15 protein-coding genes and 1 pseudogene are annotated in these 20,574 nt (G+C 58.6%); 3 read left to right on the forward strand and 13 right to left on the reverse strand.

Going from position 1 to position 20,574, the window contains the following annotated elements; genetic code table 11:
- Nucleotides 1–122 precede the first annotated feature (122 nt).
- The 3 genes from bcsE to bcsG are packed head-to-tail and all read left to right on the forward strand — an operon-like array spanning nucleotide 123 to nucleotide 3,546.
- A complete protein-coding gene (gene bcsE, locus BJF97_RS27575) occupies nucleotides 123–1,679 on the forward strand; it encodes a cellulose biosynthesis protein BcsE (protein ID WP_032694186.1) in 1,557 nt (518 codons plus the stop codon).
- The gene (bcsF, locus tag BJF97_RS27580) at nucleotides 1,676–1,873 is read left to right on the forward strand and encodes a cellulose biosynthesis protein BcsF (RefSeq protein ID WP_014227175.1); all 198 of its coding nucleotides are present in this window, start codon (nucleotides 1,676–1,678) and stop codon (nucleotides 1,871–1,873) included. The genes bcsE and bcsF overlap by 4 nt, the downstream gene beginning before the upstream one ends.
- A complete protein-coding gene (gene bcsG / locus BJF97_RS27585) occupies nucleotides 1,870–3,546 on the forward strand; it encodes a cellulose biosynthesis protein BcsG (protein ID WP_032694185.1) in 1,677 nt (558 codons plus the stop codon). Before bcsF ends, bcsG begins: the two co-directional genes overlap by 4 nt.
- Before the next feature lie 83 nt (nucleotides 3,547–3,629).
- On the opposite strand, the gene BJF97_RS27590 is transcribed toward bcsG, so the two are convergent.
- From BJF97_RS27590 to dppB, 13 genes and pseudogenes are all read right to left on the reverse strand, one after another.
- A complete protein-coding gene (locus tag BJF97_RS27590) occupies nucleotides 3,630–3,737 on the reverse strand; it encodes a type I toxin-antitoxin system toxin Ldr family protein (RefSeq protein WP_014227177.1) in 108 nt (35 codons plus the stop codon).
- A 370-nt stretch (nucleotides 3,738–4,107) separates the two neighbouring features.
- Entirely contained in the window at nucleotides 4,108–4,215 is a 108-nt protein-coding gene (locus BJF97_RS34455; RefSeq protein ID WP_004855299.1) for a type I toxin-antitoxin system toxin Ldr family protein, read from the reverse strand.
- Between the two features lie 265 nt (nucleotides 4,216–4,480).
- Complete coding sequence (locus BJF97_RS27600) at nucleotides 4,481–5,479, reverse strand: glycosyl hydrolase family 8 (protein WP_032694184.1); 999 nt, start codon at nucleotides 5,477–5,479, stop codon at nucleotides 4,481–4,483.
- An 11-nt stretch (nucleotides 5,480–5,490) separates the two neighbouring features.
- Nucleotides 5,491–5,967 carry a cellulose biosynthesis protein BcsD gene (bcsD, locus tag BJF97_RS27605; RefSeq protein WP_032694183.1) on the reverse strand — a complete coding sequence of 159 codons (477 nt, stop codon included), beginning with the start codon at nucleotides 5,965–5,967 and terminating at the stop codon, nucleotides 5,491–5,493.
- The gene (locus BJF97_RS27610; RefSeq protein ID WP_032694182.1) at nucleotides 5,967–10,019 is read right to left on the reverse strand and encodes a cellulose biosynthesis protein BcsC; all 4,053 of its coding nucleotides are present in this window, start codon (nucleotides 10,017–10,019) and stop codon (nucleotides 5,967–5,969) included. Before BJF97_RS27610 ends, bcsD begins: the two co-directional genes overlap by 1 nt.
- Nucleotides 10,016–12,424: a cellulose biosynthesis cyclic di-GMP-binding regulatory protein BcsB gene (gene bcsB / locus BJF97_RS27615; protein ID WP_032694181.1), complete on the reverse strand. Its 2,409-nt coding sequence runs from the start codon at nucleotides 12,422–12,424 to the stop codon at nucleotides 10,016–10,018. Before bcsB ends, BJF97_RS27610 begins: the two co-directional genes overlap by 4 nt.
- Nucleotides 12,421–14,532: a UDP-forming cellulose synthase catalytic subunit gene (bcsA, locus tag BJF97_RS27620; RefSeq protein ID WP_050595143.1), complete on the reverse strand. Its 2,112-nt coding sequence runs from the start codon at nucleotides 14,530–14,532 to the stop codon at nucleotides 12,421–12,423. Before bcsA ends, bcsB begins: the two co-directional genes overlap by 4 nt.
- Nucleotides 14,533–14,552: 20 nt before the next feature.
- A pseudogene (gene bcsQ / locus BJF97_RS27625) lies at nucleotides 14,553–15,345 on the reverse strand (cellulose biosynthesis protein BcsQ).
- 1 nt (nucleotide 15,346) lies between these two features.
- The gene (gene bcsO, locus BJF97_RS27630) at nucleotides 15,347–15,925 is read right to left on the reverse strand and encodes a cellulose biosynthesis protein BcsO (RefSeq protein ID WP_032694180.1); all 579 of its coding nucleotides are present in this window, start codon (nucleotides 15,923–15,925) and stop codon (nucleotides 15,347–15,349) included.
- Between the two features lie 713 nt (nucleotides 15,926–16,638).
- Nucleotides 16,639–17,652, reverse strand: coding sequence for a dipeptide ABC transporter ATP-binding subunit DppF (gene dppF, locus BJF97_RS27635; protein WP_014227185.1), 1,014 nt, complete (start codon nucleotides 17,650–17,652; stop codon nucleotides 16,639–16,641).
- A complete protein-coding gene (dppD, locus tag BJF97_RS27640) occupies nucleotides 17,649–18,632 on the reverse strand; it encodes a dipeptide ABC transporter ATP-binding protein (protein ID WP_032694179.1) in 984 nt (327 codons plus the stop codon). The genes dppF and dppD overlap by 4 nt, the downstream gene beginning before the upstream one ends.
- 10 nt (nucleotides 18,633–18,642) lie before the next feature.
- A complete protein-coding gene (gene dppC, locus BJF97_RS27645; protein WP_032694178.1) occupies nucleotides 18,643–19,545 on the reverse strand; it encodes a dipeptide ABC transporter permease DppC in 903 nt (300 codons plus the stop codon).
- Nucleotides 19,546–19,554: 9 nt separating this feature from the next.
- Nucleotides 19,555–20,574, reverse strand: a complete 1,020-nt coding sequence (dppB, locus tag BJF97_RS27650) for a dipeptide ABC transporter permease DppB (RefSeq protein WP_014227188.1) — start codon at nucleotides 20,572–20,574, stop codon at nucleotides 19,555–19,557.

The following is a 20,574-nucleotide window of genomic DNA, read 5'->3' on the forward strand; positions in this document are numbered from 1 at the left end:
AGATCATCCTTAAAATATGTTTACATGCTAAAACTGATGTCCTTTAATTTCAATGTTAGGTTTACTCTGACGCTTTCGCTAGTAAACTAATCAAGTGTAAATCAAGTCTCACGAGGGACGCCGTGGATATCGTATATTCTTTGGGTATTTCATCATTATGGGACGAAGTACGTCATATGCCCGTGGGTGGAGTATGGTGGCTGAATGTCGACCGCTATGCCGACGCGGTAAGCCTGCTCAACCATACGCTGGCTGCCCAGGATAAACAGAGCCAGGTTGCGGCGATAGTCATGGGTGATAACCCAAATAAAATCATTGAACTAGAAAAAAATCGCGGGCCAGAAAAGATCGCGTTATTTAGCATGCCGAACCGTGCTGAGGGGCTGCAAGAAATGCACCGCGATTTAGTTTGTTCCCTCGAACCTGGCAATTATTTGTTTATTCTGCTATGCGCTGAAAATGCCTGGCAGAATATAAAAAGCGATGATTTATGCAATTGGGTTGAGAAATCGTATCGATGGACTAATTATCATCGTTGTTCATTACTAGTACTTAATTCCGGGCACGATATCGATAAGCAACTTTCCCCTTTATTACGCGAGTACCGCTCGCTTTCCGGTCTGGCAAGTATTCGTTACCTGGGGGATAACCACCTGTTCGATATCGCCTGGTGGGGGAGTGAAAAAGGCATCAGCGCCCGGCAGCAGCTCATTGTTCTTCAGGATGAAAACGGCTGGCGGCTGGCGCAGGATGAAGAAACGGTGGTGCAACCGCGCAGCGACGAAAGAGTCATTCTTAGCAATCTGCGCGTACTGGAAGGTGCCCCCGCGCTATCCGAATACTGGACGCTGTTCGATACCAACGACGCCGTTTTCAACGCCGGGAGGATGGCGCAGGCGGCAACGCTGATCTTCTCCATTACCCAGAACGAACAGATTGAACAGCTGGGACGCTACATCCATACCCTGCGCCGCCAGCGCGGCAGCGCGTTAAAAATCGTCGTCCGCGAACAAACGCCGAGCCTGCGCGCCACCGATGAACGCCTGCTGCTGAGCAGCGGCGCCAATATGGTTATTCCCAGCGGCGCGCCGTTATCCCGCTGCCTCACGCTTATAGAAAGCGTTCAGAAACAGCAATTTACTCGCCATATTCCGGAAGATTTTAATACTCTGCTGACCTGGAGCCAGCCGCTAAAACTGCGCGGCTATCAGAAATGGGGGGACTTCTGCGAAGCGGTGCACAATATTATGGCCAACACCATGCTGCCCGCCGATGGCAAAGGGGTGATGGTGGCGCTGCGCCCGGCGCCCGGCCTGCGCGTAGAGCAGGCGCTGACGCTGTGTAAGCCCAACCGTATGGGCGACATTATGACCATCGGCAACAATCGCCTGGTGCTGTTTCTGTCATTTTGCCGGGTGAACGACCTGGATACCGCGTTAAACCATATTTTCCCTTTACCAACCGGCGATATTTTTTCTAACCGTATGATTTGGTTTGAAGATAAGCAAATAACGGCTGAAATCATGCAGATGCGCGGGATTCTGCCGGAGAACTGGAACACGCCGCTGCCCATTTCGCTTGGCAAAAATGAAACCATCAACGCCACCCACGACGGGCGAAGCTGGCGGCGCAACCCCGAGGCGCACCGTCTGTCCATTGATGGGGAGCCAACCTTATGATGTCTATCGCCGATATTATTCAGCTGGTCGTCCTGTGCGCCCTGCTGTTCTTCCCGCTGGGATACCTGACGCGCCACTACCAGCGGCGTATTCGCACCACATTAAGACTGATGTTCTTTAAACCCCGTTATGTCAAACCGGCTGGCGTGCTGCGCCGGGAAGCGACATCCAGGCAAGGCAAATCAACGAAATGACCAAACCCAAAACACCCACCGCGTCGCTTCCGCTCTGGCGGTACTGGCGAGGCTTATCTGGCTGGAACTTCTACTTTCTGGTGAAGTTCGCATTGCTATGGGGCGGATACCTCAATTTTCATCCCATGTTAAACCTGGTGTTTCTGGCCTTCCTGCTGGTGCCAATTCCGCAGTATAAGCTGCACCGCATCCGCCACTGGATAGCAATCCCGCTGGGTTTTATGTTGTTCTGGCACGACACTTGGCTGCCCGGCCCGGAAAGCATTGCCAGCCAGGGCTCGCAGATTGCCGGCTTCAGCGCCGACTATATCTGGGATCTGGTGACCCGCTTTATTAACTGGAATATGGTCGGCGCGTTCTTCGTGCTGCTGGTCCTGTGGCTGTTTATCAGCCAGTGGCTACGAGTGACGGTTTTCGTTTCAGCGATCGTGGTCTGGCTGGTTGTCAGCCCGCTGATGCCCTCTTTCACCCTGTGGCCGGCAGGTCAGCCGACGACCGCGGCGGCGAACACCGCCGTTAATACGGGCGGTGGAACGGCCATCGCGACCAATACTGCACCGGCGAATAACTATATTCCGCCGCAAACCGAGCCGCCGACGTCGGCCAATCTGACCAACTGGCTGAATGCCTTTTACGCTTCCGAGCAAAAACGTAAAACCACTTTCCCGGATGCGCTTCCGGCCGATGCCCAGCCGTTTGATGTGCTGATAATCAACATCTGCTCGCTCTCATGGTCGGATATTGAAGCGGCCGGGCTGATGGATCATCCGCTGTGGAAGCATTTCGACCTGCTGTTCAAAAACTTTAACTCGGCGACCTCTTACAGCGGGCCGGCGGCGGCGCGTCTGCTGCGCGCCAGCTGCGGCCAGCTCTCTCATGCGAACCTTTATCAGCCATCGGGCAGCGAATGCTATCTGTTTGAAAACCTGGCGAAGCTGGGCTTCACGCAGCAGTTGATGCTCGGCCACAACGGTATCTTCGGCGACTTCCTGAAGGAGCTTCGCTCGCTGGGCGGGATCCAGAGCCCGCTGATGGATCAAAGCGGCCTGCCGGTGATTTTGCAGGGTTTTGACGGCTCACCGGTCTATGACGACCAGGCAACGCTGAACCGCTGGCTGCAGACGCTGGATAAGCTGAATACGCCGCGCACGGCGACCTTCTACAACACGCTGCCGCTGCATGACGGTAACCACTATCCGGGCCAGAGCAAAACCGCGGACTATAAAGCCCGTGCGCAGAAGTTCTTCGATGAGCTGGATAATTTCTTCACCGAACTGGAGAAATCGGGGCGTAAGGTGCTGGTCATCGTCGTACCGGAACACGGTGCGGCATTGAAAGGCGACAAAATGCAGGTTTCCGGCCTGCGCGATATTCCCAGCCCATCCATTACCAACGTACCGGCGGCGGTGAAATTCTTCGGCATTAAGGCAAGACACCCCGATGCGCCGATTATCATTAACCAGCCAAGCAGCTACCTGGCGATTTCTGAGCTGGTGGTCCGCGCCCTCGACGGCAAGATGTTTGACGAAAACGACATCAACTGGCAGCAGTATATTGCCAACCTGCCGCAGAGCGCGGCGGTGTCGGAAAACTCCAACGCCATCGTCATTCAATACCAGGGGAAACCGTATGTTCAGCTGAACGGCGGCAGCTGGGTCCCTTATCCGCAATAAACGAAAAAGGCCGCAGGATGTTACCCCTGCGGCCCCGTTCGGGCGCATGCTGCCACTAAGGCAGGCAGATACCCACCGGCCGGCTACTTCCGGTTATCCATCCGGCTCACGATAATGCTGACCAGAATGCCAGCAATCACCGGAGCCGCCAGATCGTCCCACAGCAGCAGGCCCAACTGAGCGAGCGTCATACAGCCGCCTTGTTGCAATGGCAACCGTTCGCGGCTATTCTCGAATTGTTGAGGTTCGAGATTAGCCCCCGATACGTTGCCAGGTTGATACCAAACAACGTGCGGGGGATTTCTCTTTCCAGCAACCCATCCATCGATGCCGCCGGGGTTCAAGCCCCCGCAACATTGCGCCTCACCGGGCGAGCCCGGCTTGCTGACGATTCTACTGGCCCGATCGAGTACCCGCACTCCGCCATTACGCGCGGTGCGAGACGCATTCCAGGAAACTTTTTTGTTGCAGCAATACAACGAAAAAGGCCGCAGGTTGTTACCCCTGCGGCCCCGTTCGGGCGCATGCTGCCACTAAGGCAGGCAGATACCCACCGGCCGGCTACTTCCGGTTATCCATCCGGCTCACGATAATGCTGACCAGAATGCCAGCAATCACCGGAGCCGCCAGATCGTCCCACAGCACCAGGCCCAACTGAGCGAGCGTCATACAGCCGCCTTGTTGCAATGGCAACCGTTCGCGGCTATCCTCAAATTGTTCAGGTTTGAGAGTAGCCCCCGATACGTTGCCAGGTTGATACCAAACAACGTGCGGGGGTTTTCTCTTTCCAGCAACCAATTCATCTCTGCCGCCGGGGTTCAAGCCCCCGCAACATTGCGCCTCACCGGGCAAGCCCGGCTTGCCGACGATTCTACGGCGCCCTTCAGATTTCAGCACCCGGCTCGACTGCGTTATTCGAGGCGCATTCCATAGTTTACGCCTGGTCTTTATTTGCCAGCCATACCAGCAGCTTCAGGCTGGCGGAGTAATAGTCGTCCTGCGGCGTAATCTGCGGATCGGCCTGCGCTTCGCCAAGGGTTAAATCGCGTACCGCCAGCAGCCCGCCGGTCATAAACCACGGCGCCACTTCATCGGTATTCACGTTTATCCACGCCGGCGTCTGCAGACGCGGATAGCGCTGGAACCAGTTTTTCCACGGCGTCAGCAGGCTGCTTTTTGGGTCACTCCAGTAGACATACAGTGGAATACGGATCGCATCGAAGCTCATTCGCGTCGGCCACTCTTTTGCCGGCTCCATCTTACCGTCCGCTCTTAAGGCCACCCAGTCGCTGGGAAGCTGCGATTTCCCCCACGCCATGTTTCCCAGCAGCGCCTGGCCATCGCTCTGCAGCTTTCTCCAGGCGGTTAGATGCGTACGCGCGGCGAAGGCCTGCCACGCCGGAAAGATAAAGTAGGAGGGGTTAAGATTCAGGTGGTCGTTGAGATAGAATCCCTTTGCGCCCGGAAGCATCACCTGACGACCGGCAAACGTGACCACCGTAGACTTCAGGAGCGAAGCGGTTATCGCATCCGACGCGCTGCCGTAGGATTTTTCATGCCACTGCTGCTGCGCGCGCAGCAGCGCCCAGGCAATCAGGGTATCACCATCGGTGGCATCGTTTTTGTCCGCCACCGGATTGGGTGCCACCGGGTTATATCGCCAGTAAAACAACCCGTTATCTTTGTTACGTAGGGTTTTATCGGTCCACTGCCATAGCTTGTCAAAGGCGGGGCGATCGTTATTGGCCACCGCTAACAGCATGGCAAAACCTTGCCCTTCGGTATGGGAGACGTTGCCGTTGCCGGTATCAATAATGCGTCCGTCCGGCATCATAAAACGCGATTTATAGCTTTCCCACGCCGTATCGGCCCACGCGTGGGGAAGCATCATCACCGTCGTCACCACGACTGTCGCTAAAGCACGCAAGGACATAAATTCACCCTTCAGGGATGGAAGTAAAGAAACTGAACGTCAGAGACCGAAAACAGCCGCTCGCGCTGTAACACCACGTGCGCCGCGCCGCCCTGTCCCTGTAGCCAGCGGGAATAAAGCCCCTCGAGTATGGCACAAAACGCATTACACCAGCGGACGCGGCGCGCTTCATCGCGGCTCACCGGCAGCGCCTGATGGCGTAACCGCAGGCCGTCATCGCTAACCTCAACGCTCACTACGCCCCACTGAAACCGGCTTAGCTGCGCATTCATATTGGCTTCCAGCTCACCGAGCGTTTCCGACGCCGGTAGTGGATGCTCATCGGCCAGCGCCTCGCCCATTTGCCGCAGAAAGGGCTGGCTCTCCAGCTCGCCCGCGTTATTGACCATACCATCAACCATAATCAGCAGCAGATCGAACCACCCGGCAGGGGTTTGCTGCTGCTGAAACCAGGCCATTACCAGCGCATTATTATTGTCCGTCACGATCAGCGATCTCCCAGCATGTAGCGGATATAGAGGCCGGCGGTGCTCTCGTTGTAATCGCCGAAGGTGTCATAACCCACCTGGCCGCCGAGCGTCATCTGTTTATTGACTTTGTAATCCGCGCCGGCGCGCAGGGTATAGCCGATGCCGCTCTTCGAGGTGGCTGAATAGTAGGCCTCTTTGGCAAAACCGTTGCTCACAGCGGTCTCGAGCGTTTGCTGCCACTCGGCGTTGGTCGGGAAATAGGCGCTCTTATCCTGGCTGTAAGATTGATACCCCACCGAACCGCCAAGCTTCATCGTCCAGTTATCATATTTCTCCGTCAGGCTTACCGGCAGCGACACGCTGACGTAGTTCTGCGGGCTGAAGTAGCCCCCTTGCCCGTAGGTGAAGTAGCTCAGGTTTTTCGAGTAATCCATGTAGCTCATACTCAGCCCGGTCTGCAGCTGACGATACTCATCGTGGTAAGGCCGCAGATAAACTCCGGCGTTGGCGTTGATGCTGGTATTGCTGGCGACGTTTTGTCCCAGGTAGCTATAGCCCCCGCCGCCGACGTAGAAACCGGCATCGCCGTCGTCGTAGCTGAGCTGCAGGGTACCGCCGTTTTTGGTCACCTGACCCCAGGTTTTGCCGGAGTAGGAATCCTTCAACCCCACCCAGGAGAGCAGGCTGTCGGTCAGCGAACGACGCTCGCCGGTAAAAATCAGCGACAGATAGTTAGTCAGCTTCGGCGACCACTTCACGCCGCCCACCACGGTATTCAGATCCTGACCCAGCGGCGTGCTGCCGATATCGACGCGATATTCGTCGCCGCTCAGCGCCAGCGCCAGCGCCACGCCGTTGGCTTTTTGCGAATCGGTTGAGCCGCTGGCCCGATCAACGTTAGGTTTCAGATTTGAGGAAGCCAGATAGCTGGCGACCTGCCCGGAGTCGTAAGCGCCCAGCTTCGCCAGGTTCTCCATGCCGCTGCTGGTGGTGGCGTTAAAGTCTGAAGCATTCAGCGTGCCGAGACCGCTCAAGGTCTCCGCCCCCGGATTGTTGGCAAAGTACGTCGTGCGCTCGGTATCGGTCATCGCCGCAATCGCCGCCTGCTCGCTGGTGGCGGTGGAGATCATATTGGAGACCGCGTTTGATAGCGGATTCGCGCCATAGCGCCGCCAGGCGTCCCCGGTTGCCGTCCCTGCGTTCAACGTAATCGGCGTCACGGTAAAGTCGAAACGCGAATCACCGAACGGCGAGGAGGACCAGGTCAGCGGGGTTTTGATTTCGGTCAGCTTGCTGGTGCCGGATTCGCCATCGCGGCCGCGAACCTCCATGCCCCCCTGCAGCCAGGTGCCGGTTTTTTCCTGCAACGTCTCCATCATGGTATCCACCTGGCGCAGCATCCGGGTCTGCGCGGTTTCGACCGGCAGATCGGTGCGCTGGATCCCCGGCAGCGTGCTGCCATCGCCCGTCGATACCTGTGAAACCTGCCACGGCATATATTGCCCGTAGGTGGAAGCGGTACGCGTCGCCGCCGGCGTGCGCGAGACGCCGACGAACGGATTATCCGCCGCCAGCACGCCGCCCACGGTCGGCGTTTGCGTGCCGTTGCTGCTCTGTAATCCCAGCAGCCTGCCGCGAGCGCTGCGCAGATAGGCCATCGCCTGCTGATGATGGCCCTGCGATTCAGCCACGCGCGCCAGCAGCAGCAAACGCTCCGGCGAATTATCCGGGCGCAGCCCGCCTGCCAGCTGCGCCGCCCGGTCGTTATCGCCCGCCGACAGCGCGACATCAATAGCCCCGCTGCGCGCGTCCTGGGTCGGCGTATCGCGGGTCATCAGGTAGTCATAGACGACCCCGGCCTCTTTATTCATTTTGCCGCTCTGATAGAGACGCGCCATGGCGAACATCAGGTCGGTATTTTGCGGGTCGCTCTGCATGGCGCCCATCAGCTTGTCATACGCCGCCGCGTAGTTACCCTGCTCGCGCAGGCGATCCGCGTCGTTAATCACATAGCCGTTGCGAATGCTGGCCAGCTGCGTCGGCGTACTGCTTGCCTGCAGCTGCGGATTAGTGAGCAGCCTCTGCGCTTCGTTGGTCAGGCCAGCCTGGTTAAGCACCGTCACCTGATCGGCGTAATCCCCGGCGTTGCCGGAGATACCGCCGTTAATATTGTTACGCACCAGCGATACCGCGGTAGTGACATCGCCGCTCTGGGCCAGCAGGCGCGCCAGTTTACCGACATCCGCCGGGGCTTTTGGCGGCGTCGCGGCCATCGCCCTCAGCGTATTGGACGCCGCGACGGAATTACCCTGCGCCAGATACCCCTCGGCCGTCGCCAGCTGCAGGTTGTAGTTCACCCGCTGGTGCAAATCGCGCATCTGGCTGGTCTGGCTGGCGGGGGGAATTCTTGCCAGCAGCGTTTGCGCCTGCTGCCAGCCGCCGTTCTCGCTGGCGAAAAGGGCGGCGGCGTACAGCGAGCTGCTGCTGGCGCCGGGACGATACGCGGCGCCCATCATCGCATTCGCCTCGCCGTCGTTACCGGATTTTTGCAGCAGTCGGGCCAGATCGAGGCGCATCCACGCATCGTCCGGATAGCGAGAAACGCCCTGGCGCAGCGTGGCGATAGCCCCGGACACGTTACCGCCGCTGGCCTGCTCCTGGGCCTGTCGACGCAGGGAGTCTCCCGGCGTCCCGGTGACCACGCGCGGCTGCAGCTTTTGCTGCAGGCTTTCCGGCAGCGTTCGCAGCATCGACTGGGCTTCCGCAGTTTTATTCTGTTCACGCAGAACGTAATAGAGATTCTCCCGGGCGGGGCCATTTTGCGGCTGCTCGTTGAGCAGCGCCCGCAGCGTTTGTTCGGCCTGGGGCAGGTCTTTGTTGTGGCGCAGAACGTCGGCGCGGAACAGCTTCGCCGCCGAGCCCTGCGTCCCGCTCTGCTGCGCCAGCGGCGCGGAGAGCGCCAGCGCCTGGCTAATGTTGCCTTGCTTATAGGCCTGCTGCGCCTGAGCAAGCTGGCCGTAGAACAGCGCATCCCCCGCCTGCTGACGCCGGGTTTCAGAGCCCTCGCCGCCGAGATCCGCCGCCCGGCCCAAATACTGAGAGGCCGCCTGAAAATCGCCGCTGCGCTGGGCGATATAGCCCATCCCGGCAAGCGCGTCAGCATCCTGCGGATTGGTTTGCAGGACCTGTTCAAACTGCTGCTTCGCCGCGGCGGTATTGCCGCTGTTCAGGTCAGCGTAACCCTGACCGCGCGCCTGGCCGCTGCGCCGTTCGCGGAAGTAGTTCTGCACTTCGCTATCCTGCGGGTGGCGCTGCATCCAGGTATCGTAAAACGGCTCATCTCCCGGCTGCGGCCCCATCCACAGCAGCGCCTGACGCAGTCCCGCATCGGCTTCTTTACTGCCGCTGGCCATCGGCTCCAGCATGGCGATCCCTTCCCGGCGGGTCTCTTCGCGCCAGGTCAGCGCCTTGCCGAGGGCCACGCGCGGCCCGTTCTCCTGCGGATGCTGAGCGACATACTGACGCAGTTCGCTCAACGCCTGCGGATAGAGCGATTTGTCGCTGGCCATCGTCATGTAGTATTCCGCCGCCAGTCCGGAAGGCGGAACGCTGCCGTTGAACATACTCCGCCAGGTCGCCAGCGCGGCAGGCACGTTGCCGCTGCGCGCCTGCTGTCTGGCCAGGTTGAGCTGCCCCTGCGGGACCTGCGCCATTTTTTTGGCGCTATCCAGATCCTGCAAGCCGGGACTGTTGGGCGCCGCTTTCTCCAGTCGCGCCCGCCACTGGGCCGCGGCCTGCAGGTTGCCCCCCTGCTGCGCCCACAGCGCCATCAGGTACAGCGCCTGAGCGTTGTTGGCATCCACCGATAACACTTTTTGCAGCGATTCCATCGCCAGCTCGTCGTGCGATTTTTCGTGCCAGTAGTTGGCCTGCGCAAACAGCGCCTGCAGCGCCGCATCGTTACCCGCCGCCTGCGCCTCGCCGAAGGCGCCGAGCGTCAGCGCGCCGGACAGGCACAGCGTGGAAAATTGACGGGCCGCCTTCGTATTCATTTTACTGACTCTTTTCATTGGCTATCTCCCGACTCCAGGCGCTTGCGGGCATGACGTTTGAACATCGCGGTCAGCGCCAGACCCAGAATGGACGTGGCGATTAACCCCAGCACCGCCAGCAGGCCGGAGTGCTGGTTGGCATACCACACCGCCATCATGTACCACGGCATCTGGCCGCTGGGGAACGGCGTACTGACCTGGAAGCTACGCACGCCGTTATCGCTGGTAATCACCGCCGTATCGCCGCGAATACCGGCATTGATGCGCGGTGAATTAAGATCGTCTTCCAGTTTCGCCAGCTGATCGTCGCTGCTGGCCATCGCCACCACGACCACCCGCTGCGGGTTCCACGGCGAGCGATAGCTAATAAACCCGCGCCAGGCGCTGCTGGAAGAGAAATAGCGATCGGCATCCACGCCGTCGGAGGCCCAGTCGCCGCTCAGCCTGCGCTGAATTTTTGTCCATAGCGCCGGTTCACGTACGCTCAGCAGGTTATCGACCGGTTGATAGGGAGAATCGGCCAGCAGGCGCTGATTAAACGCTTTCTGATCGAGGGCGCTCACCGCCAGGACATCTCGATCGCGCAGGAACAGCGCATTCGCGCCGTCGTCAGGAACGCCCAGCATCACGCGGTTATTGGCAAGCGCTTTACCGGTCGAATTACCCGAACGGGCGGCCAGATTCAGCATCGTCGCGACCTGCGTTTCCGAAGGCTGTTCCGGCAGCAGCAGCGTGGTTTGCGAATAATCCGCCAACCGGGAGAACGGGAACGACGCGCCGACAAAATAGGAAAGATTCGGCAGCAGCGAGAAGTGCCGCGTACCGCTCAAATCGATCCACGAGTCGTCGGTGATGCGGCTCTTAATCGTGCTGTTCAGCAGGACCGAACAGGGCGCGCTGTCCTTCGGCACCAGATTGAAATAGAGCGAGAGCTGGTTATCGCCGTAAATCAGATACGGCGCCAGCGGGATAGTGAACCGCTCCTGACGCGCGTCGCCGCCCAGGTGACGCCAGAGCTTCTCCAGCGGACCCTGTTTATTCATCGGCAGGTTGTTGAGGAAGGTGTTGTTGAGCGTCACGCTCAGCAGCGACTTATCCTCGTTAATCCAGCTCTCCGACGGGAAACGGTAGCCGATCTGCAGGGGTATGGTTTCGCCATCCCACAGGTAGAGGTCCGGCGCGGCGCGGAAGGCCACGCGTAGCGGTTCATGCCATACGCCGCTGACGGTCATACTTTGATCCTGGCGGATCAGCTCGCTGATTTTTACCGGCCGATCGGTGGCGATCCAGCGCGGGGCATCGTACGGCTTGCTGACGGCTATCGTCTGCGGATCAACATCCATGCTGGCCGTCTGCGGGGCGAAATCGCCGCGGGTCAGGCGCCAGGCGGCCATCCGCAGCGCCGCGTCGTTCTGGCCGACGATGAGCAGCAGCTTATAGGCCGGATTGCCGGGGTTCTCAACGATCCGCAGCAGCGGCCTGTCGGTTTGCGGCAGCGTCAGGCCGCCCACCCGATCGCCGGGGTGGCCGATGATAATACCGTGCTTCTCGGGCAGGCGATCGCGCAGCGCGTCAAAAGCGATACCGCGATAATCGGCCTGAATACCCAGCCATGACGACACCAGCGCCGCTGCGCTGAAGATATCCGCCGTTGGTTTCTCCGGATACGCGATAGCGATATCCGCCGGCGTCATCTGCATGCTGTCGAAAAACGGGCGCGGGAAATGGCCTAAATCGTTGCTGATATTAAGCTGCTGGCTCTCCCAGCTAAAGTGGGAGGCGGGCAAAATGGTCACCCGCGAGGTGTCGTGAATATCGAGCCGGCACTGCATTGCATCGCCGTCGTTAATCTTAAAGCTCAGGTTGTTGCTGGAGACCATCAGCGCCGCCGGAATATCCAGCTGATAGTGCGAGATCTCCTCGCCGTCCGCGCCCAGCGGTAGCGTGCCGAGCGGCTGGCCGTTGAGCATTAACTGCAGCGTGGCGTTGCGGGACGCCATCTCCGGCGAGACCTTAACATCCAGCATCAGCTGGGCATGGGTGACCACCTGATCGGAGGGCAGCGTAAAGCTGGCGCCGCCCTGGTTTTGTCCACCGCTAAGGATGATGCCGTCCGGCATGCCCATCTGCATGAGGTTCAGGTCTCCGCCGACAATCGGCGTTAGCGGCACCGTATCAGCGACCCCAGAGGCAACCGGCGACGGCATCGCGGGTAGCGAAGCCGGCTGAGGGACATTTGCCGGCGCGGGCTCGGTCGTGGCGGGCGAATTCGCTTCGCTGGCAGGCGCCGACGCGCCGCTGGCTTCCGCATCAGGTAGCGGAAAATTAAGCGGCGGCAATGCGTCAGAGGGCGTTTCCTCGCTATGCAGCGCTGGCGCAGAGAGCATACCGGCCAGCAGCGCAAGCGTCGTTAAACGTTTCATAGGCTGCCATCCTCCTGCGCGGGATTCGCCGCAGGCGGCTGACGACGCTGGCTACGGCGCGTCTTCCACGTCAGCCAGAACAGTTCGAATACGCAGCGCAAAATGGTGGCAAAAGAGCGGAGCGGGTTGTCCTGCGGGCGCGGCGGGTTAATCCACGCATCGGCGCGGGCCAGCACCACGCGCACCAGCTCGCGGCGGCGGGAGAGCTGAATATTTTCATCAAATTGCAGACGAATAAACTGGTCGTCAGCGGTGACCTGGCGCACCGGGATCGAAATCGCGCCGGACTGGAGAATCAGCTCAATCTCTTCGATTTCATCCTGCAGGTGACGCTTATCCGGCGCGCTTACGCGGCAGCCGCCCATGGACAGGTCCGCGGTGTGGCTGCGGGAGACAATGCCGCTGGTGTAGTGGATCAGTACCGGAATATCGACATCAATACGAATCGTTTTTCGCACCTGACGGGTTTCGCGCGCCACGGCAATGGCGGCCAGCAGGAAGATCAGGCTGTAAATCCCCCAGCCGACGTTCAGCGCGATAACGTTCGGGTCTGAGCCAAAGTAGTCGTGACCGATGGCGCGGACGATACCGACCACCACCCCCAGGCCCAGCAGACAGGCGACGACCAGGTGCGGTCTGACGACGGTAAAGTCGAAGTAGCCCACGTCCAGCAGGCCGCCTTTATCGGTCACGTTGAATTTCCCGCGTTTGGGGAAAATCATGGTCACCAGCGTCGGCAGCACCAGGTGGAACGCCAGCACGATATCGTAGATTTCGCCCCAGAAGCTGTAGCGATAGCGGCCGTTCATGCGCGAGCCGACATAGATCGCGAGGAACAGATGCGGCAGCGCGTAGGAGACAATCAGGCTGGCCGAGGAGTAGATGATATTCAGGTTGAACAGCAGGTAGGCCAGCGGTGCGGTGACAAAGACCACCCGCGGCAGGGCGAACTGATAATAGAGCATGGCGCTGAGATAGCACAGGCGCTGCTGGAACGTCAGCCCACGGCCCAGCAGCGGGTTATCCAGACGGAATATTTGCGTCATCCCGCGCGCCCAGCGGGTACGCTGAATCACGTGCACCACCAGACGTTCGGTGGCTAAGCCGGCCGCCAGAGGAATATCCAGGAACGCCGACTTCCAGCCCAGGCGCTGGAACTTCAGCGCGGTATGGGCATCTTCGGTCACGGTCTCTACCGCAAAGCCGCCGATCTGCTCCAGCGCGGCGCGGCGAATGACGGCGCAGGAGCCGCAGAAAAAGGTCGCGTTCCAGTTGTCGTTCCCCTGCTGAATCGGGCCATAAAACAGCATCCCTTCGTTAGGAATATTGCGGCCCACGGAGAGGTTGCGCTCAAAGGGGTCCGGCGAATAGAAGTAGTGCGGCGTCTGCACCAGCGCCAGCATCGGATCGTTGAGGAATCCGCCCACCGTCGCCTGCAAAAAGACGCGGGTTGCCACGTGATCGCAATCAAAAACGCAGATAAGCTCGCCGTTGGTCAACGTCATCGCGTGGTTGAGGTTGCCCGCCTTGGCGTGTTTGTTATCGTTACGGGTGATATACCCAACCCCAACGTCGGCGGCGAATACCGCGAATTCATTGCGCTTACCGTCATCCAGCAAATAGATTTTTAATTTATCTTTTGGATAATCAATACACTGCGCAGCCAGCACCGTATCACGCACCACCTCAAGCGGTTCGTTATAGCTGGGAATATAGATATCTACCGTCGGCCACTTGCTCATATCATCCGGCAGTGGGACAATTTCACGCTTTAGCGGCCAGACCGTTTGCAGGTAGTTAAGCAGCAGCATCACCCAGATATAGACTTCCGCCAGAAACAGCCCCATCCCCAGAATCGCTTCGATTGTGGAGTTAAAATGCAGGGTCTGCGTCAGACGGAAATACATATATCGGGTCGACATCAGCAGCGATGTCACCACCATGATGACGGAAACGCTGCGGTTTTTACTGAACCCCATCACAAAGAGAATACCGATGCTCAGCAGGCCAAAAATATACTGCTTTTGGCTGTCCATCGGCGTGATCACCACCAGCACGGCAATGGGCGAAAGTACCAGTACCAGCAACCAGAAAAGCGTCTTTTTCATTCAGCAGCCCTGCAATTAAATTAAAGCCCTGACCTGCGAGGCTGGCTATGCACCTTGCCGTCACCAATATTGATACCCAACTGCGCAGAGATTTTTTTGGCAATAATTTCAATATCAAAGGCGGCTGCGGAGGAGGAGTTAAAGTCCAGGATAGACTTCTGGGAAGCATTCGCTTCCACCACGCTTTCATCACGATGGATGATTCCCAGCAGACGATCGCCCAGCTTTTCTTCCATTAACGCCGTAACATCGCGGCTGACCTGGCGACGGTTATCGCTCTGGTTGATCACAAAATAGTGTCCGAGTTTATGGTTGAGTTCGCCCCCGGTCAGACGCAGCTTTTCCACGGGCGCCAGCGCGGACATCGAGGCGGTATCCGCCAGCAGCGGTACCAGATGCATATCGGCAAGCGAAGTGAGCGCCTTTAGCGCGGGCGAAGGGCCCGGCGGCAGGTCGGCAATCGTAATCAGTCCCGGATAATTGAGTAATGCCGCCAGGCCGCGGGTCAGGAAATGCTCGTCATGGCTCAGGCGTTCATCGAAGGCCTGTCGCTGCGCGTCGCTCACGTCGCCGTAGGGCAAGACGAAAATATTGCTGCCGGCGCTTAATACGCACTGGCTCCAGTCATGGAGCTCCAGCGCTTTCGCGACATAGCCACGCTCGTCGCTGAGGGGGACGCCAAAATGCAGGCGCAGGGCGTTCTGCACATCAAAATCGAGGGCCAGAACTTTACTGCCTGCACGGGCCAGCGCCCAGGCCAGATTTGCCGCCAGGGTCGTTTTTCCTACGCCGCCTTTCGGTGAACACACGCAGATCAACGGCATGTCGCAATCCTCTCCAGGAGTGATTTCAGTGACTGATCTTTATCTTTTGCTACCGGCTCCGCGGTTTTGGCCGCAAAAAGATGGGCAAAACCCTCCGTCGTCGGCGCGGCCGCCGGACGAGGCCTGACTGCCGGAGCAGGGACGCTGGCCGGTACCGGCTGCGCAGCAGCCTGAGAAACCGCCGGCTGGGGGGCGGGCGCAGCCGCTGCCAGGCTTTGCGGCAGCGCAGGCTCTACGGCCACCGCAGCAGTCATGTCCGTCACGGGGGCGGGCTGCGGCGCGGAGGGCGGGATAATCAGGGACGGTGTAGCCAAAGAGGGCGCCGGTGGAGCATGAACGACCGCAGGCTCCACCTTGTGAAACATATCGGCAGGAACCCGCTGCGGCAGAGGTAAGGAAACTGACCCACCCATGGCCAAAGAAGACGCTTCCTCCGCCGGAATAAGTTGATTGAGAATAACCCAATCCCCTTTTTCACCGGCAGCGGCTTCTGATGAAAGGTCCTTGAATTTTAGACTGTGTGTCCGCGTCTTTTCCTTGAAGCGCTGCAAATCATCATAATGGTTCATAGATAACCTCATGATTTAAATACGTCATATTTAATCTGTTTTAATTGTCATCCCACGCCACTAAAGCGTAGTTTAATTTGTTGTTTTTTGGGCATTTACCCGGCGTTACGGCCGTCACAATACGCTAACTTTAGTCGCGTTTTGATTATTTTGGATAGGTCAGGCTGGTGTAATTCCATAGTGGCAGTGCGGTTACACTAACAGCTATTTTTCAAAATGATAGCCCCATTTTTTGGGCGGCTGCGCCGTCAATCCCCCCGCAGCCTGCCAGGCTATTAGCAGATCGTAGTTTTTTATACTGTCTGCATTTTAAAAAACGGCGTAATACACGCCAGGGGAAGGCTAAAGAGAATACATTTTAATATTTTTTAAGGCGTTTAGAAATCACTCACCGCGCTTAATTAAAATAATAAAATAGTGTTCCCGTCCAAAATAAATAGCTCAGGATGTTAGCCAAAAACCAGGAATATAAAGCGTTGACCGAACAACAAGGAACAGTTTTATGCATCGCTTTTGCTGTTAATTTGCTCCGGCTAAAGAAACAATCAAGATAAAGTAAAATACATTCATGTAGTTATCCCGGACTCCCGGGATAGCAATGGTTGTGGCGTAAAATGCCGGTATTGTTCGTTGTCGGTTGTTCCAACAGTGCTGAGTTATGGTTAAAAAAAAGCCGAAGCACAGGCTTCGGCTTTGATTATCTATTGCCTGAATCAGCTCAGGGGCTTCTCGCCGTTCTGATCCTGGTCGACCGCAAAGCAGGCTACCAGCTGGCCGCCGTAGTCCTTCAGCTGCGGCTGAAGCTGGGTGCACGGGCCGAAACGGCGACGGCAGCGGGCGTTAAACGCGCAGCCCGGCGGCGGATTCAGCGGGCTCGGCAGCTCGCCGGTGAGCTTGATGCGCTCGCGGCGGTCATCCGGATTCAGACGCGGCGTTGCCGACAGCAGCGCCTGCGTGTACGGATGCTGCGGGTTGTTGAAGATTTGATCTTTCGTCCCTTTCTCCACGCAGCGGCCTAAATACATCACCATCACTTCATCAGCGATATGCTCCACAACCGACAGATCGTGGGAGATAAAGACGTAAGAAAGCCCCAGATCCTGCTGTAAATCCATCATCAGGTTCAGCACCTGCGCGCGCACCGAAACGTCCAGCGCGGAAACCGGTTCGTCGGCGATCACCACGTCCGGGTCAAGCATCAGACCGCGGGCAATGGCGATACGCTGACGCTGGCCGCCGGAGAACATATGCGGATAGCGGTCGTAGTGCTCGGTTTTCAGGCCCACTTTGGCCATCATCGCCAGCGCCTTCTCCCGGCGCTGCTCTTTGCTCAAGCTGGTGTTGATCTGCAGCGGCTCTTCCAGAATCTGCCCCACCTTTTTACGCGGGTTCAGCGAACCGTAGGGGTTCTGGAACACAATCTGGATTTTCTGCCGGCGCAGCTTCTGCGCCTGCGGATCGTGCTTAAGCAGGTCCTGTCCCTGGTAATAGAGCTCGCCGCCGGTGGGGATTTCAATCATCGTCAGCAGACGACCGAGCGTGGATTTACCGCAGCCGGACTCCCCCACTACCGCCAGCGTTTTACCGCGTTCAAGGGTAAACGAGACGCCGTCCAGCGCCTTGACCAGGCGTTCCGGCGTGAAGAGCCCCTTCTTCACCGGATAGTATTTTTTCAAATCGGTGGCCAGCAACAGAGGCTGTTGCGTGGTGGCCTCATGCGTACTCATAGCCCAGGCCTCCCGGCATCATCAAGTGGGTAATGACATTTCGACTGGCGACCGCCGTTAAGCAGGTTCAGCTCAGGTTCTTCGCTGCGGCATTTGTCGGTCGCATAGGGGCAGCGCGGGTTGAGCAGACAGCCGCTCGGACGGTCGTATTTGCCCGGCACCACGCCCGGCAGCGAGGCAAGACGCGCTTTATCCTGAGCGAACTCCGGCAGCGCGCGCAGCAGCGCCTGCGTATAGGGGTGGCGAGGCGCGCGGAAGATATCCTCCGCATCGCCGGTTTCCACCACCTGCCCCGCGTACATGACGATAATTTTGTGTGCCGCTTCGGCCACCAGCGCCAGATCGTGGGTAATCAGGATCAGCGCCATATTCTCTTTCTGCTGCAGCTCCAGCAGCAGCTCGATGATCTGCGCCTGGATGGTCACATCCAGCGCCGTCGTGGGCTCATCGGCAATCAGCAGCTTTGGCCGACAGGCGATGGCCATCGCGATCATCACGCGCTGGCTCATACCGCCGGAAAGCTGGTGCGGATAGACGTCAAGACGCGAAGCCGGATCGGGGATCCCCACCAGCGTCAGCAGGTCAATCGCCCGCTGCACGCGGGTTTTCTTGTTGCCGCCCTGGTGCACCTTAATGGCTTCCATAATCTGGTAACCGACGGTATAGCACGGATTCAGGCTGGTCATCGGGTCCTGGAAGATCATCGCCACTTCCGCGCCCACCAGCTGGCGGCGCTCTTTTTCGGAAATGCGCTTCAGGTCGCGACCGTTAAACTCCAGCTTTTCAGCCATCACCCGGCCGGGATAGTCAATCAGCCCCATAATCGCCAGCGAGCTGACCGATTTACCCGAGCCGGACTCGCCGACGATACCGACCACTTCGCCCTGATTTACGCTGTAGCTTACGCGATCTACGGCGCGGAACGGCGTCCCTTCGTCGCCGAAGTGCACCGAGAGTTTATCTACTTTTAATAACGCCATCTCGAACCTCTTACTGCTTCAGTTTGGGATCGAGCGCGTCACGCAGACCGTCACCCATCAGGTTAAATGCCAGCACCGTCAGCAGGATAGCGACACCCGGAAAGGTGACGACCCACCAGGCGCTCTGCGCGAACTGCAGCACGTCGGAGAGCATCGTGCCCCACTCCGGTGTCGGCGGCTGCGCACCCATGCCAAGGAAGCCAAGAGCGGCCATATCGAGAATGGCGTTAGAGAAGCCCAGCGACGCCTGAACAATCAGCGGCGCAAGGCAGTTAGGAAGAATGTTGATGAACATCTGACGCATCGCGCCTGCCCCCGCCACGCGGGAAGCGGTCACGTAGTCGCGGTTTACCTCCACCAGCACCGCGGCGCGGGTCAGACGCACGTAGTGCGGCAGGGCGACAAAGGTCAGCGCTATTGAGGCATTGACGATCGACGGACCGAAGATGGCCACCAGCACCAGCGCCAGCAGCAGGCTCGGCAGCGCCAGCATAATATCGACAACGCGCATAATGACCGAGTCAACCACGCCGCCAAAGTAGCCCGAGACAAGGCCGAGCACCACGCCAAGGATCAGCGACAGTACCACCACCAGACAGCCGACCAGCAGCGACAGGCGCGCGCCGTACATCAGGCGCGACAGGATATCGCGGCCGACGTCATCGGTGCCGAGCAGGTGGCTCACGCTGCCCCCCTCCTGCCAGAACGGCGGAGCCAGCAGCGCATCGCGGAACTGATCCGCCGGATTATAGGGCGCGAGGAAGTTGGCGAAGATGGCGATGATAATCATCACCACGACATAGGCCAGCCCCACGACGGCGCCTTTGTTGCGTTTAAAATAGTGCCAGAACTCCTGCAGAGGGGTCATTGGCACCGGCGCGGCGACAACTTTATTTTCAGTAACTTGTGACATGATGGCCCCTTACTTCTTATGCCGGATACGCGGGTTCACCACGCCGTACAACAGGTCGACCAGCAGGTTGACGAGAATAATCATCGTCGCCACCAGCAGCACCCCGCCCTGCACCACCGGATAGTCGCGGCGCTGCAGCGCGTCAATCAGCCAGCGGCCAAGGCCCGGCCAGGAGAAAATGGTTTCGGTCAGGATGGCCCCCGCCAGCAGCGTACCGACCTGCAGACCGATCACCGTGACCACCGGCAGCATCGCGTTACGCAACGCATGAACGATGATCACCCGCATCCGCGTCAGGCCTTTCGCGCGCGCGGTACGGATATAATCCTCGCCCAGAACTTCCAGCATTGATGAACGGGTCATACGCACGATCACCGCCAGGGGAATCGTCCCCAGCACCACGGCGGGCAGGATCATATGCATTACCGCATCAATAAAGTCGCCCGGCTCGCCCCAAATCGCGGTATCGATCAGCATAAATCCGGTCAGCGGCAGGGTATCGTCAAGGAAGACGGTATCGCTGATGCGCCCGGAAACCGGCGTCAGGTTAAGCTGTACCGACACCAGCATGATCAGCATCATGCCCCACCAGAAGATGGGCATAGAGTAGCCTGTCAGCGCGAGGCCCACGGAGGTGTGGTCGAAGATAGAGCCGCGTTTAACCGCCGCCAGCACGCCCACCGGGATCCCGACGATGACGGCAAAAATCATCGCGCAGACGCCCAGCTCCATCGTGGCCTTAAAGCGCGGCACAAACTCTTGCCAAACGGGAATTCGGCTTTTCAGCGAGATGCCCAAATCGCCGTGCATAACGCCCCAAATATAGTTGACGTACTGCTGCCACATCGGTTTATCGAGGCCCATTTCGGCCAGCAGCTGCGCGTGACGTTCAGGGGAAATACCACGTTCGCCCGCCATAATCATCACCGGGTCGCCGGGGATCATATGAACGAAGGCAAAAGTGAGAAGGGTAATACCGATAAATGTTGGGATGACAAGTCCCAAACGTCGGAGAATGAACTGCAACAT

The organism is Klebsiella sp. LTGPAF-6F, assembly GCF_001753185.1.
GTDB lineage: Bacteria > Pseudomonadota > Gammaproteobacteria > Enterobacterales > Enterobacteriaceae > Klebsiella > Klebsiella michiganensis.

Excerpts from the sequence above, each read along its gene's own strand:
- dppB (WP_014227188.1), bottom strand. The coding sequence starts at position 20,574 with ATGTTGCAGTTCATTCTCCGACGTTTGGGACTTGTCATCCCAACATTT.
- bcsF (WP_014227175.1), top strand. The coding sequence starts at position 1,676 with ATGATGTCTATCGCCGATATTATTCAGCTGGTCGTCCTGTGCGCCCTG.
- dppD (WP_032694179.1), bottom strand. The coding sequence starts at position 18,632 with ATGGCGTTATTAAAAGTAGATAAACTCTCGGTGCACTTCGGCGACGAA.
- BJF97_RS27590 (WP_014227177.1), bottom strand. The coding sequence starts at position 3,737 with ATGACGCTCGCTCAGTTGGGCCTGCTGCTGTGGGACGATCTGGCGGCT.
- dppC (WP_032694178.1), bottom strand. The coding sequence starts at position 19,545 with ATGTCACAAGTTACTGAAAATAAAGTTGTCGCCGCGCCGGTGCCAATG.
- dppF (WP_014227185.1), bottom strand. The coding sequence starts at position 17,652 with ATGAGTACGCATGAGGCCACCACGCAACAGCCTCTGTTGCTGGCCACC.
- bcsA (WP_050595143.1), bottom strand. The coding sequence starts at position 14,532 with ATGAAAAAGACGCTTTTCTGGTTGCTGGTACTGGTACTTTCGCCCATT.
- bcsB (WP_032694181.1), bottom strand. The coding sequence starts at position 12,424 with ATGAAACGTTTAACGACGCTTGCGCTGCTGGCCGGTATGCTCTCTGCG.
- BJF97_RS27610 (WP_032694182.1), bottom strand. The coding sequence starts at position 10,019 with ATGAAAAGAGTCAGTAAAATGAATACGAAGGCGGCCCGTCAATTTTCC.
- bcsG (WP_032694185.1), top strand. The coding sequence starts at position 1,870 with ATGACCAAACCCAAAACACCCACCGCGTCGCTTCCGCTCTGGCGGTAC.
- BJF97_RS34455 (WP_004855299.1), bottom strand. The coding sequence starts at position 4,215 with ATGACGCTCGCTCAGTTGGGCCTGGTGCTGTGGGACGATCTGGCGGCT.
- bcsO (WP_032694180.1), bottom strand. The coding sequence starts at position 15,925 with ATGAACCATTATGATGATTTGCAGCGCTTCAAGGAAAAGACGCGGACA.
- BJF97_RS27600 (WP_032694184.1), bottom strand. The coding sequence starts at position 5,479 with ATGTCCTTGCGTGCTTTAGCGACAGTCGTGGTGACGACGGTGATGATG.